Annotated in this window: 9 protein-coding genes; 8 read left to right on the top strand and 1 reads right to left on the bottom strand. The window is 61.5% G+C overall.

What is annotated here, in order from left to right; genetic code table 11:
- Positions 1-51: 51 nt before the first annotated feature.
- Positions 52-729 carry a TetR/AcrR family transcriptional regulator gene (locus AC3ENJ_RS08650; RefSeq protein ID WP_431813740.1) on the bottom strand — a complete coding sequence of 226 codons (678 nt, stop codon included), beginning with the start codon at positions 727-729 and terminating at the stop codon, positions 52-54.
- 67 nt (positions 730-796) lie between these two features.
- Between AC3ENJ_RS08650 and AC3ENJ_RS08655 the strand changes: the two genes are divergently transcribed.
- The 8 genes from AC3ENJ_RS08655 to AC3ENJ_RS08690 all read left to right on the top strand — a co-directional run bounded on the left by AC3ENJ_RS08655 (position 797) and on the right by AC3ENJ_RS08690 (position 13,893).
- Entirely contained in the window at positions 797-1,591 is a 795-nt protein-coding gene (locus AC3ENJ_RS08655; RefSeq protein WP_431813741.1) for an SDR family NAD(P)-dependent oxidoreductase, read from the top strand.
- Entirely contained in the window at positions 1,591-2,634 is a 1,044-nt protein-coding gene (locus tag AC3ENJ_RS08660; RefSeq protein WP_431813742.1) for an alpha/beta hydrolase, read from the top strand. The genes AC3ENJ_RS08655 and AC3ENJ_RS08660 overlap by 1 nt, the downstream gene beginning before the upstream one ends.
- Positions 2,634-3,533 carry an alpha/beta hydrolase fold domain-containing protein gene (locus tag AC3ENJ_RS08665; protein WP_431813743.1) on the top strand — a complete coding sequence of 300 codons (900 nt, stop codon included), beginning with the start codon at positions 2,634-2,636 and terminating at the stop codon, positions 3,531-3,533. The genes AC3ENJ_RS08660 and AC3ENJ_RS08665 overlap by 1 nt, the downstream gene beginning before the upstream one ends.
- Positions 3,534-3,563: 30 nt before the next feature.
- Entirely contained in the window at positions 3,564-4,649 is a 1,086-nt protein-coding gene (gene ychF, locus AC3ENJ_RS08670) for a redox-regulated ATPase YchF (protein ID WP_431813744.1), read from the top strand.
- A gap of 121 nt (positions 4,650-4,770) precedes the next feature.
- Positions 4,771-6,522 carry an ATP-dependent nuclease gene (locus tag AC3ENJ_RS08675; protein WP_431813745.1) on the top strand — a complete coding sequence of 584 codons (1,752 nt, stop codon included), beginning with the start codon at positions 4,771-4,773 and terminating at the stop codon, positions 6,520-6,522.
- 39 nt (positions 6,523-6,561) lie between these two features.
- Positions 6,562-8,700: a site-specific DNA-methyltransferase gene (locus AC3ENJ_RS08680; protein WP_431813746.1), complete on the top strand. Its 2,139-nt coding sequence runs from the start codon at positions 6,562-6,564 to the stop codon at positions 8,698-8,700.
- On the top strand, positions 8,701-11,283 hold the full coding sequence (locus AC3ENJ_RS08685) for a DEAD/DEAH box helicase (RefSeq protein ID WP_431813747.1): 2,583 nt from the start codon (positions 8,701-8,703) through the stop codon (positions 11,281-11,283).
- Between the two features lie 54 nt (positions 11,284-11,337).
- Positions 11,338-13,893 carry an AAA family ATPase gene (locus tag AC3ENJ_RS08690; RefSeq protein WP_431813748.1) on the top strand — a complete coding sequence of 852 codons (2,556 nt, stop codon included), beginning with the start codon at positions 11,338-11,340 and terminating at the stop codon, positions 13,891-13,893.
- The last annotated feature ends 41 nt before the right edge of the window (positions 13,894-13,934 follow it).

Below are 13,934 nucleotides of genomic sequence, written 5' to 3' on the forward strand. Positions count from 1 at the left end.
AACGTCATGGGTGCGCCCTCGATGTGATTCGCGGGAGGGCGCGACGTACCGTCACCTGTTGGGTGCTTCACCAGGGGCGACATTGAGGTCGCGGTCTTCGGCCAGGAACCATGCTTCGAGAATGCGTCGTGCGCGGCGTCCGGTCTCGGCCTGTTGTTCCTTGGGCGTTTTCGCGATGGGAAGCGCCAGCATCGACACCGCCACGAGCAGATCCTTGACCGTCGTGTGCGAGGTGATCTCGCCCACTTCGACGGCCGCGGCGCGAACACGCGCAAGGACCGCATGTAGTTCGGTGAGCAGTGCCGATTCGCCCGCGCCGCCCGAACGCGAATTTCTTGCCTTACCCGAAGCGTCCGTCCCGCTGGTGGACACGATCTCTATGAGCGCGGAGGCTTCTGCTGCCTGTTCCTCAATGGCGTCGAGCAGTGCGGAGAAGGGGCGCTCCGCCTGCGTCGCATGTTTTTCAATCTCGGCGAGGTTCGTCTCGAACACTCCGGTGGCAAGGGCAAGGCGATCGGGGAAGTGCCGGTACAGGCTTCCCTGCCCGACGTTTGCCCGCTGGGCGATCCGGCTCAGTGGAACGTTCCCGCCGCCGGTGGCGAACTCGATCCGCGCTGCCTCAATCAGTGCCTGACGGTTTGCCGGCCCTGCAGAAGGGCCCAAGTTTCGTTTCCGCGCCGGGATCGCGCGTGCGCCTGCGTTTTCCTCGGTAGTCAACGCATCAGTCATACGTCAACTCTACTACCGGACAGTATTGTCCGGTACGATGGGTGCTCGCGCAGAAAGGCGGTCGCGGATGGAACTCAAGAACAAGGTTGTCGTGGTGACAGGTGGGGGTGCGGGCATTGGTCGGGCCACCGTCCTTGCGCTGCTGGCGCGCGGTGCCACCGTTGCCGCCGTGGACCTCAATGAGTCCGGTCTTGTGGAAACGCAGGCCGTGGCGGGCGGAACCAGCCGGTTGAGCATCCATGTGGCGAATATCGTTGACCGCGAGGCAGTGCTTGCGCTGCCGGCGCACATCGCCGAGGTGCACGGGAACATTGACGGTCTGGTCAACATCGCGGGCATCATTCAGCCCTTCGTGCATGTCAGAGAGCTGGATTTCGAGCTCATGGAGCGGGTGATGGACGTCAACTTCTGGGGCACGGTGAACATGACCAAGGCTTTCTTGCCCGTGCTGCTGCAACGTCCGGCGGCAAGTCTGGTCAACGTCTCCAGCATGGGGGCGATCCTGCCCGTGCCCGGGCAGACGGCTTACGGCGCGTCCAAGGCCGCGGTGTCCTTGTTCACCGAGGGATTGTTCGCGGAGTTGCAAGACACCCCCGTTGTGGTGACCGAGGTCTTTCCCGGTGGGATCGCCACGGACATCATGAAGAACTCCGGTGTCGAACGAGCCAATGAAAACAAGGGGAATACCGCACCGAACACCACGACTGCCCCAGAAGCTGCGCGGCAGATCGTCGATGCGATGGAGAAAGAGTGCTTCCGTGTGCACATCGGTCGTGACGCGAAACTGTTCGACAAACTCAGCCGGCTCATCCCCGAGCGGGCCATCCGTCTGATTGCGCAGAAAATGAAGGACGTCGGCTGATGAACGGTGTGCATCCCGAACTTCAAGGGCCGCTCGAGCGCCTGCCGAAGATCGCCCCCACCTCCCGTGTCGGCAGGTTCGTCGGACGACACGGGCCAAAACTACTGCGCTCGCGGAAGACTCCCGGCGTCACCGTCACGAATGTGCGCGACGGGGTGTTTAGAGCACGGCTGTATCGCCCCGACAGCGCGGCACCCCGACCCGCACTGCTCTGGGTGCACGGCGGGGGCCTGGTGATCGGCGCGCCGAAACAGGACGATCCGCTGTGTGCTGAAACGGCCGCGCAACTGGGTGTCACCATCGTTTCCGTGACGTACCGACACGCGCCCGAGCATCCTTTTCCCGCGGCGTTCGACGACGTTGTCCGTGCCTGGGAGTGGCTGCTCACCCACGCCAACGGTCTGGGCGTCGATCCCTCGCGCATCGCAATTGGCGGGGAAAGCGCGGGGGCCGGTCTGGCCGCAGCGGCCGCCCACCGCATCCGAGATCGCGGTGGCATTCAGCCCTGTGCACAATGGCTCTTCGCCCCCATGCTCGATGACCGCACGGCAGCCCGGCGCGAATTCGACGCGAAGAACCATCCGGTGTGGAACAACACGGTCAATCGTTTTGCCTGGGCAAGTTACCTCGGTCGTGAGCCGGGCGCGGCCCAGCCTCCCGAATACGCGGTCCCCGCACGACGCCGCGACCTCGCCGGTCTGCCGCCCGCTTGGCTCTACGCCGGCGATATCGAGTTGTTTCACGGCGAAATCGTCGATTATGCCGATAGATTGCGCGCAGCAGGTGTGGAGACTCAGCTCGAAATCGTGGAGGGCGGCGCTCACGGCTTCGAGAACTGGGCCAAGGATACGGACCTCGCCCGGCGGCTACTGCGCACCGCTCAGACCTGGCTTGCCGACCACCTCTCCTCGAGAAACGCCGAAGCCCCAACCTCCGGGGAGGCCCCCATCTCCGGGGAGGTGGCCGATGCCCACGGCACAGCTGCTGACGGTGTCCACCAGGAGGCTGTAGCGCCTGAAAATTCGTCCCGAAAGGAACATTGATGACCGTTCCGTTATGGTTTGCCGACATGATCGCCAAGCTGATGCAGAAGGGCCCGGGGACGCCTCGGATGGCTCCGGAGCTCAGGTTCTCCGAGGTGCCGGCGATCATTACCGAGATCATCATTCCCACCAGGCACGGTGACATCCCGGCCACCCACTACTCTCCCCCGGATGGCGCGGCCGAGGCCGGCGTGTACGTGAATCTGCACGGAGGCGGGTTCGTCATGGGCCATCCCGAGCAGGACGACCCGATATGCCGCTTCATTGCCGCGAACGCGAACGTGAACGTGCTCAACATCGACTACACCACCGCACCGCAGCTACGGTTCCCCGGACCGGTCGAGCAAGCCTATGACGTCGCCGTATGGGCGGCAGCGCCCGATCGTGCATGGAACGGCGATCTGCTGGCCATCGGCGGGCAGTCTGCCGGTGGCGCCCTGGCCGCGGGCGCGGCCAGGCTCGCGTTCGAGAACGAGGCTCCACGGATAGCGGCACAGGTGCTCATGTACCCGGCACTGGACCTCACCATCCCTGCCAAAGCGAAGAAGGAACCCGGCAAAGAGTCCTTGCTCGCACGGATGGGCCCCATCTTCGACACGGTCTACTGTCCCGACGAGAAGCTACGCGTTGGCCGCCTCATCTCTCCGGCGGGAGAACAGGACACGGTGTCGCTGGCAGGGATCGCTCCTGCCTTGGTGATCTCGTGCGAGCGAGACATCCTCCAGGAAGAAGCCGAGCGGTATGCGACGCGTCTCAGGACCGCCGGGTCACTCGTCGAACACATGGAGCTGCCGGATGTTGGACACGGCTTCAACATGCTCGGCGCCCCACGCGATGTGGTGCTGCCGGTGTATCAACGCATCGCAGACGTGGTGGGGCACGCGCTGTATTCGAAATAGTCCGAGCCTGCGGCGGTAGACTGTCCTACCGTGGCTCTTACTATTGGAATTGTCGGTCTTCCCAACGTCGGTAAATCAACGCTGTTCAACGCGCTCACGCGCAACACGGTGCTCGCCGCGAACTATCCGTTCGCGACCATCGAACCGAACATTGGTGTGGTGAACCTGCCGGACCCGCGCTTGCACACGCTGGCCGGGATCTTCGGCTCGGAGCGCATTCTGCCCGCGACCGTGTCCTTCGTGGACATTGCAGGCATTGTGAAGGGCGCGTCCGAGGGTGAAGGGTTGGGCAACCAGTTCCTGGCCAACATCCGGGAGGCGCACGCGATCGCCCAGGTGGTGCGCGCGTTCGACGACCCGGACGTGATCCACGTGGACGGCAAGATCGACCCCGCCTCCGACATGGAGACCATCAACACCGAGCTGGTGTTGGCCGACCTGCAGACCATGGAGAACGCGATTCCGCGCCTGGAGAAGCAGGTCAAGATCAAGAAGGGCTCTCCCGAGCAGCTGGCCGCGTACCAGGCCGCGCAGAAGGTGCTTGAGGAAGGCCGCACGATTTTCGAGGCTGCGGGTCCCGAGAAGCTCGAACTCGATCAGTTGCGTGAGCTGAACCTGCTGACAGCCAAGCCGTTCATTTACGTGTTCAACGCTGATGAAGGCGTGCTGGATTCGCCGGATCGTCAGAAGGAACTTTCCGATTTGGTGGCGCCCGCGCAGGCCGTGTTCCTGGACGCGAAGCTCGAGTCCGACCTCGTGGAGCTGTCCGATGAGGAGGCCCGCGAGATGTTGGAAATGTCCGGCCAGGACGAATCCGGCTTGGACAAGCTGGCCCGCACCGGTTTCCAGACCCTCGGCCTGCAGACCTATCTCACCGCCGGCCCCAAGGAATCTCGGGCCTGGACCATCAACAAGGGCGACACCGCGCCCAGGGCCGCCGGTGTGATCCACACGGACTTCGAGCGGGGCTTCATCAAGGCCGAAGTCGTGTCCTTCGACGACCTGGTAGCCGCCGGATCCATGGCCGACGCCAAGGCTGCGGGCAAGGTCCGCATGGAGGGCAAGGATTACGTGATGGCGGATGGGGATGTGGTGGAGTTCCGGTTTAACGTGTAGCGGATTCACCTCTGGATGTAAGAAGTGACCCAGCTGGATACCTTGTATGGAGTTGACATCGCAATAGAACCAAATGGCCGGCGACGCGGAGGCAGTCTGACTGAGTTGAAGGAGAACAACTTTGCAGCTAGCTGAGGTCACCGTACAGAACTACCGCTCGATCACGACGCAGACGAAATTCAGTGTTGATAATTTGACGACGCTCGTGGGGCCGAACAACGAGGGTAAATCGAATCTGCTGAAGGCTCTGGCTCTTGGCATGGAAGTGATTCAGCGCTGGAGCACTGCACGCCCTGAGCATGTGCGCAACGGTGAGATCTCGGGGCGTGAAGCGATGGTCTTTTTGCGGCCGCGTCGTCTTGCTCGGGGTGCGCAGCTGGTGAGCGGCTATAGATGGGGCGATGATTACCCCCTGGCGAAACAGACCAGCCGAGGTGCACATCCCACTCTACTCCGGCTGCGTTTTAGGCTTACACGCGACGAAGTGCGGGCGTTTCGCGAGCATACCGGAATCGCGAACAATGGTGAGCTCCCGATAGAGATAACCCTTGGACGAATGTCTGTTACTTTCGGCGTCGTAAAGCCTGGTCGAGGAGCGGCAACTCATCGTGCTAAGGCTCGAGAAATTGCCGAGTTCATCGCATCACGCATCTCTTTGGTGTCAGTTCCAGCAATTCGTACAAGCGACCAAGCGATTGGGCTGGTGAACGAACTTGCACGTATTCGAACGCGTTCACTCCTCGACAGCGATGAATACCAGGCTCTGACCTCGAGACTGAACGAGTTGCGATACGAGGCAGTTGGGGAAGTATCGAGCGATCTGATGAACTCCGTGAAGCGCTACATCCCCTCAATGGAGTCCATCGAATTGCAGAATGCCGACATCGAGCGGACGAACTCGATTGAGGATCTTGTCATAAATGATGGCACGCTGACTTCGATTGAGAGCAAAGGTGACGGGATCAAGAGTCTTGTGACAATGGCATTGATTCAAGAGCTCGCTCAAGAGCAGTCGAGCGGGCACAGCGTCATCCTAGCCATCGACGAGCCAGAGGCGCATCTGCACCCGGCGTCTGTTCATGAGCTACAGAGTCTATTTCAAGGTCTGTCAACATCCCAGCAAGTCATCCTTGCCACGCACAACCCGATATTTGTCAATCGTGAGCGCGTAGGGTCGAACATCCTTGTCAGAGCGAACGCTGCCCGCCCAGCCAAGAACGTCTCGGCCATTCGAAACGCCCTGGGAGTTGAACTTGGCGACAATCTTCAGTCGGCCGAGACTATTGTTCTAGTCGAGGGTGTCAGTGACGAGGGCACGCTCCCGGTGCTACTTGCCGACGTTGACCCGCGAATTGGGCAAGAGGTGAAAGCTGGTCGGATTCTCTTTAGAGCCACTCGCGGTGCTGGGAAAATGCGCTCGCAGATCCAGAGAGAGAAGGCGACGGTTTGCCGAATTCTTGTCGTCTTGGATGATGATGATGCCGGGCGGGGCGAGGCAGGGCGAATCAGGGATGCGAAAATGTTGCGCGATAGCAATGTCTTTTTGCTGGGCGGGCGTATGACGCAGTCAGAGCTCGAAGATCTTCTGCGCCCCGAGGTCTACGTCGGCGTACTTGGTATTGAGTTTGGTCGTGTATTCGAGGCGAAGCACTTCGTGAATCGGAGTCGCAAGTGGTCCACGAACTTGGCTGCAGCGGCTAAAGAGTTGGGTGTGGTCGATACTGGAGAGGAGCTCGTAGATCGCGCGAAGACGGCCGTTGCAACCGCAGTCTGTAAACATGATGGGGTGCTGATCCGCGAAGATTGCACCGATCACCTAAGGGCGCTCAGTCGACTGATAGTCCCGGACATAGCGTCTGGAGGCAAGAAGTGAGCGGTGTGAACGGCGGATGACAATGAAGGAGACCAATCCGTGTCGAGATTGACGGAACTGCTGCGGCAGGCGCGCAAGGCGAACGCGCAACTTGGTGCTGATCTGGAAGCTGAGATCACTGCGCTGACCAAACGTCGCACCTTCGGGCTCGTCTTCGAGCAACATCAGCCCGAGGCCGTCGATTTACCCGGCAGGGCCGTCCGTCGCGGCGACAAGGTGCGTGTGCTGCCCCCCCGAGGGGAGACGAAGGCTGGAGGCCAGCTGCTGTGGCGCGTCACGCGGATCGAGCGTGTCGATGGGCGGCGGGTCGCTCACCTGGCGGAAATGGACGCTGAGGAGCCCGAGACGCAGGCTGTGCTTGCTGATGACTTGGTCGTTGTCGCAGAATTCCGGGATCGCATTTACCCCGGGCTGGTGGAGACGGGCAGGGTTGAGCGGGGCGGCGACAAGCCGTTCCACACTGTCATCGACGCCGAGAACTATCACGCTCTAGAGATGCTGACGTATACGCACCGGCATTCCATCGACGCCATCTACATCGACCCGCCGTACAACACCGGAGCGCGGGACTGGAAGTACAACAACGACTACGTCGCCGGTGATGACGACTATCGGCACTCGAAGTGGCTGGCGTTCATGGAGCGACGGCTAAAGATTGCCCAAGAGTTGCTCAACCCCGAAGACTCAGTGCTGATCGTCACGATCGATGAGAAGGAGTACCTGCGACTGGGGCTGTTACTAGAGCAGACCTTCCCTGAGGTGCGTATCTCGATGATCTCGACTGTCGTGAATAAAGCCGGATCGTCACGAAAGGGTGCGTTCTCCCGTACGGACGAGTATCTCTTCTTCGTGCAGATCGGATCCTCATCGCCGAAGGCCGTGCCGCTCTCCCTGGAATGGAAGGTCGCCGAGGACAAGCGCGCGCTGTCGCTGAGCTGGGAGCAGTTGCTGAGGCGAGGAACGAATGCTGCTCGTGCGGATAGGCCTAACGGCTTTTATCCAATCTTCATCAAGCAAATGCCAGAAGGGCCTGTGTTCGTCGGAGTAGGAGACGCCTATTTCGGGTCGGATTGGCGTGCCGTTTCGGGGGGTGAGGGCTCTGTCGCTGTCTGGCCGCTTCGGTCTGACGGAAGTGAAGGCCGCTGGCGTGTCTCCGCGGAGATGTTCCGGGAGCTTATCGCTGCCGGTTACGCCAGGATCAGTCGGTGGCGGGGTGACAGGACAACCATCGAATATGTGCCTCGGGGGGAACAGGGAAAAGTCGAGCGAGGCTCATTCCCCATCATCGGCCACCGGAGTGACGGGTCGATCATCGTGGACGACTCCGGGTACAAACCCGAGTTCGTCCCAGGTAGTCAATGGCGGATCGCTTCACATGATGCTGGTGGGTCGGGTGGCAAAATGCTCATCAGGGCGTTGCTGCATCCGCGTCCGTTCCCGTTCCCGAAGTCTCTCTATGCGGTCGAAGATGCCCTCCGGTTCTTCGTTGCCGACAAGCCCGACGCCATGATCGTCGACTTCTTTTCCGGGTCCGGCACCACGGCACACGCCGTGATGCGCTTGAACCGACAGGACGGAGGTCGTCGTCGCTCTATAAGCATCACCAACAACGAGGTCAGCGCAGACGAGCAAAAGCGGCTCCGCCTCGAAGGTCTCCGCCCTGGTGATCCCGAATGGGAGCAATGGGGCATCTGCGATTACATCACGAAGCCGCGCCTGACCGCCGCAGTCACTGGCAGAACCCCGCAGGGCGAGCCGCTCAAGGGCGACTACAAGTTCACCGATGAATTCCCGATGTCGGAGGGCTTCGAGGAGAACGCCGCGTTCTTCACCCTCACCTACGAGGCGCCGCTGTCGGTTCGGCACAACCGTGCCTTCGAGCGCGTCACTCCGATGCTGTGGCTGCGCGCCGGGTCCCGTGGTCGCGTCATCTACGACCTCGGCGAAGACGGCTGGGACGTGGCCGATTCTTATGGAGTGCTGGAAAACCTCGACCAGGCGGACGAGTTCGTCGCGGCTGTGAGTGCTCGTGAAGGCATCGACATCGCGTTCGTCGTCACGGACGACGACAGCGCGTTCCAGATGGTGTGCCGGGAACTACCGAGCGAGGTCGTGCCGGTGCGTCTTTACGAGTCGTACCTCCAGAACTTCGAGATCAACACGGGACGGAGCCTGTAGATGCGATACACGCTGAAGGACTACCAGGCAGAGGCCGTCCGCGACGTTCTGCGGAACCTGGACCGTGCCCGCGACTCCTACCGGCGCTACAAGGCGCTCTCGCAATTCTCGCTGAGTGCCACGACTGGTGCTGGAAAGACCGTCATGGCCGCCGCCGTGATCGAATCGCTCTTCTTCGGCAACGACGAGTTCGACGTGGCCGGTGACCCGGGCGCCGCCGTGCTGTGGTTTTCGGACGACCCGGCGCTGAACGAGCAGTCGCGTGCGCGGATCCAGGCCGCGGCCAGCGAGCTCGACCACCGACTACGGGTTGTGCCGACGACGTTCTCCGAGCCGACCTTCCGGCCAGGCAACGTGTACTTCCTCAACACGCAGAAATTGAGCAAGAACTCCCGCCTGGTCAAGGGTGCGCCGGAGGTCAACGGCGATGACGCGCTGCCCGGGCTCGAACCGCGTCCCGACGAGGTCCAGTCGTCCATCTACGACACCATCACAAACACCATCGCCAACGAGGATCTGACGCTCTACCTCGTGCTGGACGAGGCGCACCGCGGGATGGGGACTCGCGCACGCGAACGGTCCACCATCGTCCAGCGACTCATCAACGGCCAGGGCAGTGTGCCCGGGATGCCGGTCGTCTTTGGCATCTCGGCCACGGTCGAGCGATTCGAGGCCGCGATGAAGGATGCGAAGGGCCGTGACGCACTCCCGTCGGTGCAGGTGGACTCCGCGCTGGTGCAGGCCTCGGGGCTCCTTAAAGACGACATCGCCCTCTCGATCCCCGCCGAGGACGGCGCGTTTGAGACCGTGCTCTTGACCAGCGCCGTCGAGAAGATTAAGGCCTCCGAGGACGCGTGGCAGGACTATGCGCGCGAGCAGGGTGAGTCCGAAGCCGTTCGCCCATTGCTGGTGGTCCAGGTCGGGGACAAACCCTCGCAGGAGACGCTCACCCGGACGCTGGACACCATCTACGAGGCCTGGCCGGGGCTGCCCTACGACGCCGTGGCGAACGTCTTCGGAGAGCACACTGATCTGACCATCGGACAGCAGGTCGTGCCGTACATCGAGCCGCAACGGGTGCAAGACGCAAAGCACGTGCGAGTATTACTGGCCAAGAGCGCGATCTCCACGGGCTGGGACTGCCCGCGCGCCGAGGTGCTTGTCTCGTTCCGCCCGGCCAAGGATCGCACCCACATCACACAGCTGCTCGGGCGGATGATGCGCACACCGCTCGCCAGGCGCATCCCCGGCAACGAGCTGCTCAACTCGGTGGACTGCCTGCTGCCGCTCTTCGATCGCAAGACCGCCACGGGCGTCGCGGAACTGCTGATGACGGGCGCAACGAGCAAGGACTCCGACGAGGGCGAGGACGGCGGCGGTGGGCTCGGACGCCGTGTGCTGTTCGATCCGATCCCGCTGTACCCGAACCCGGCGATCGCCCAGGCCGTGTGGGTGCGCTTCGCAGACATCCCGTCAGTGACGATCCCGAAGAAGAACGTGAAGCCCATCCGCCGACTCACCGCCCTGGCGACGGCGCTGTCGAAGGACAACCTCGTGGATGAGGCCGTGGCGAAGGCGCACAAGCATCTCCATGCCGTGCTCGACGGTCGTGCCGTCCAGTACCTGGATAAGCTTGAAAAGGCACGCGAGGATGTCCTCACGATGGAGGGTGAGGAGGTCCGCGGCAGAGTCGGCGGCGGATTTTCATACCGCGCTTTCACCGTCAGCGCCGACCCACGCGCCATCGAGGATTACTACCGAACTGCCGCCCGGGTGTTGAGCCCGGCGTTGTGCGCTTCCTACGTAGATCACCTGGTCGGGCCAGACGGTGATGAGGACGAACTCCTCGAAGCGCACATCACCGTCGCCTCGCTCGGCCGTGTGCCCGAAATCGCGCAGGCGGTCGAGGCCGAGGCAGATGTGCTGGCCCGTGACTGGCTCACGCAGACCCGCGTGGCTCGGAAGGGGTTGAGCGACGAGCGCCAGGCCGAGTACGACGGTCTGGAGTCGATGTCCACGACGCCAGAACCGATCAGCCTAACTACGCCGAAGAACGGCCAGGCCGACACCAAGGTGCGCCACCCGGACGGCTCCGAGGAGGACCTGCCCACTTGTGTGATGCACCTGCTCGCATCCGCGGACGGGACGATCCCGACCACCTTGAACGAGTGGGAGCACAAGGTCCTCGACTCCGAAACCGCGCAGCCGGGCTTCCAAGGGTGGTACCGCAATCCCGACCGCGCTGCGAAGGAATCCCTCGCCGTGGTCTACAAAGACGAGGTGGGCGACTGGAAGGCGCTGCGGCCGGACTTCCTGTTCTTCGGCACCAACCATGACGGCAGCGTTGCTGTTGACCTCGTGGACCCACACGGCCACCACCTCTCTGACGCCGTGCCAAAACTGCGAGGACTGGCCGACTTCGCAGAGCGCTTCGCGAACGACTTCCGCCGAATCGAGTCCGTGGCCGAGACAGGCGGTGTGCTGCGCGTCCTCGACATCACTAGGCCACGCGTGCGCGATGCCATCCGAGATGCCCAGAGTGCTAAGGCACTGTACGAGTCGGAGTTCGCCAGTGATTACTGACCTACCCACCCAACTCCTTCCCCTGTTCGTCCTGGTGCGTGAAGGAGTGCGCTGATGACTGCCTTCGAAGACGTGTTGGACTGGGCCAAGTCGAGGCCATGGTGGCAGCAAAAGGCTCTGGCACGGATCGCAGCTGGGGAGGCTCTTGGACAGCAAGACCACGAAGCGATCGCGCTGAGCCTTCTCGAAGAGCCCGAATTGCCGCCTAGCGGAGGCTGGTTTGCTCAACTGGCACCTACGCAGGCCACGAAGGAGGAGCCGGTTCGTGTCGTCGCGGTGAAAGGACTCTCGAACGTCAACAGCCTTGCACCTGGTCAAGAACTTACATTCGAGCCAGACGGGCTCACCGTCGTATTCGGGAACAACGGCAGTGGCAAGTCCGGGTACGCCAGGGTGATTCGCTCAATGGTGCGAACGCGGCATCATGCTGACATCTTGCCGGACGTTTTCGCTGAAACGCCAGGTCAGCAGTCAGGAGAGGTCCTATTTACTGTCGGCGCGAACGAGCGTGCAGTCCAACTTGGGCAGCCAGCCGATCCTGATCTCAGTCGCGTCGCCTTTTATGATGAGCGCTGTGGTGACACCTATCTCACCGCCGAGGCTGTAATCTCTTACCGGCCGGCCGCAGTTCAACTCCTGGACGATCTGGCGGCAGTTTGTACGGGCGTACGACAGGTGATCGATGGCTGGAAGCAAGCAGTAAGTCAACCTGGACCTTTACCCGATGTGGACGACCTTGGTCCCGGCGGAGTTTTCCTCCGAAGTTTGAGCGCCTCTACCACGGACGACGCCATAAGTGCCGCGGTGGCTTGTCCTACTGACGTTGACGAGCGACTAGAGAATCAGGCGAACGCGATTGCTCGGCTCAGGACAAGCGACCCGGCGCAGGAGAAGCGTCAACTTAACGCAAACGCGACTGCGCTAGAGACGGTTTCTCAGCACATCGTAGACCTTGACAAGGCTTTGGGTGCCGACGGACAGAAGCGGCTCGACGAACTGTCCGAGAGGGTCACCGCTACGCAAGGCGCAGCTGATTTCGCGTCGCGCAATACCTTCGCCGATGAGCCCCTTTCCGGTGTTGGATCAAGCGTGTGGCAAGAGTTGTGGCGTGCCGCGGAGGCGTACTCCAAGGACGTGTATCCGGAACATGCCTTCCCTCATACTGAAGAGGGTGCAGTCTGCGTCCTGTGTCAGCAGACACTTAGCGACGATGCATCAGACCGGCTCGCCAGGTTCCACCGATTCGTCACAGACACTACCTCGCGGGACGCTGAGGCCGCCCAGCGCGCACTTGAACGCTTTCGAAATGACCTCAGACAATTGGAGATCCCGCCTCGCGTTGTGTCGACGGCCATCGCAACTGTTCAGCAGAGGGAAGAGAACTTCGCGGAGTCGCTCGATCCACTCCTCGAGAAATTTCGAGTTCGCAAGGAAGCGATGTCGACTGGCGAGCAATCAAACCCAATCGATGTCAGTGCCCAACTGATGCGACTGCAAGCAGCGGCCACTCACCACCGTGACCAAGCCGCGAATGTAGACGCAGAAGGGTTCGCAGAACAACTAACGGGGGCTCAGGCTGAAGAACAGCGACTTCGCGACAAAATTGCGATGCGTGACGGCCGCAACCTAATCGAGGCGGAACGATCCAGGCTTATTGAAGTCGCTGCTCTCGACGTGAAGTTCTCGGAAGCTAATACCCGCTCGGTTACTGAAAAGGTGGGCGAACTAACTCGGACATACGTGACCGAGGAGGCGCGCGATCGCTTCGCCCACGAGACGGACCTACTTGGCTTGGAGCGCGTCACGTTCAAGGCGACCAAAGCGCGACAGGGTGCACTACTGCACAAGGCGGACTTTCTAAACGCACGCCCTGGAGCAAGACTTGAACAAGTACTCTCGGAGGGGGAGCAGACAGCTCTCGGATTCGCTGGTTTCCTCGTTGAGGCAAACTTCGATGCAAGCAGGTCGGCTCTTGTGTTCGACGATCCCGTTTCTTCCCTGGACCATATGAAGCGCGAGTCTGTCGCTAGGCGGATCGTCGCATTGGCTGAAGAGCGTCAGGTTGTGGTCTTCACCCACGATGTAGCGTTCACCATGATGCTGCGTAAGGCCGCGGGGGAGTTGAAGGTTCAGTTCGCGACGCGAGGCATGGAGAAGCGGCGAAAGATTGGACCGGGGTTCGCAACTCTGGATCACCCGTGGACGGCGCAAGATGCTGCTCAACGCATTGATTCGTTGCGGCAGGAGGTGGCGGTTGGGCGCCGCAGCGAGGAGGGGATGAGTGAAGCTGACTACCTTCGAGCGACTGAGCACATCGCAGGTCACTTGTCTCAGACCTGGGAGCGTATTATCAGCCAGGTTCTCGCGGAGCCTTTGGTGGACTACAAGTCTCTGGAGGTCCGAGTCGGAAAGTTGCGAGTCGTTGGTCGGGTCACAGATGAAGACGTGAAGACCTATGACGACTCCTACAGTCGAATCTCGGGGTGGGCGTCACGTCATGATCCACACCCGGAGTTGAATTACACCGCTCCGACCATCGATCAGTTGAATGCTGAAATTGGTGTGCTTGCGTCTTGGCTGAAGAAGGTGAAGAAGTACCAATCCACGTGAGCGTCTTGGGTGTTTGCGCCGTGGCGTCACCGGGCGTTTGC

It is taken from the genome of Kocuria sp. cx-455 (assembly GCF_057707085.1).

Bases quoted from the DNA above. Each gene is read 5' to 3' on its own strand.
- AC3ENJ_RS08650 (WP_431813740.1), bottom strand. From the start codon at position 729: ATGACTGATGCGTTGACTACCGAGGAAAACGCAGGCGCACGCGCGATC.
- AC3ENJ_RS08655 (WP_431813741.1), top strand. From the start codon at position 797: ATGGAACTCAAGAACAAGGTTGTCGTGGTGACAGGTGGGGGTGCGGGC.
- AC3ENJ_RS08660 (WP_431813742.1), top strand. From the start codon at position 1,591: ATGAACGGTGTGCATCCCGAACTTCAAGGGCCGCTCGAGCGCCTGCCG.
- AC3ENJ_RS08665 (WP_431813743.1), top strand. From the start codon at position 2,634: ATGACCGTTCCGTTATGGTTTGCCGACATGATCGCCAAGCTGATGCAG.
- AC3ENJ_RS08685 (WP_431813747.1), top strand. From the start codon at position 8,701: ATGCGATACACGCTGAAGGACTACCAGGCAGAGGCCGTCCGCGACGTT.
- AC3ENJ_RS08690 (WP_431813748.1), top strand. From the start codon at position 11,338: ATGACTGCCTTCGAAGACGTGTTGGACTGGGCCAAGTCGAGGCCATGG.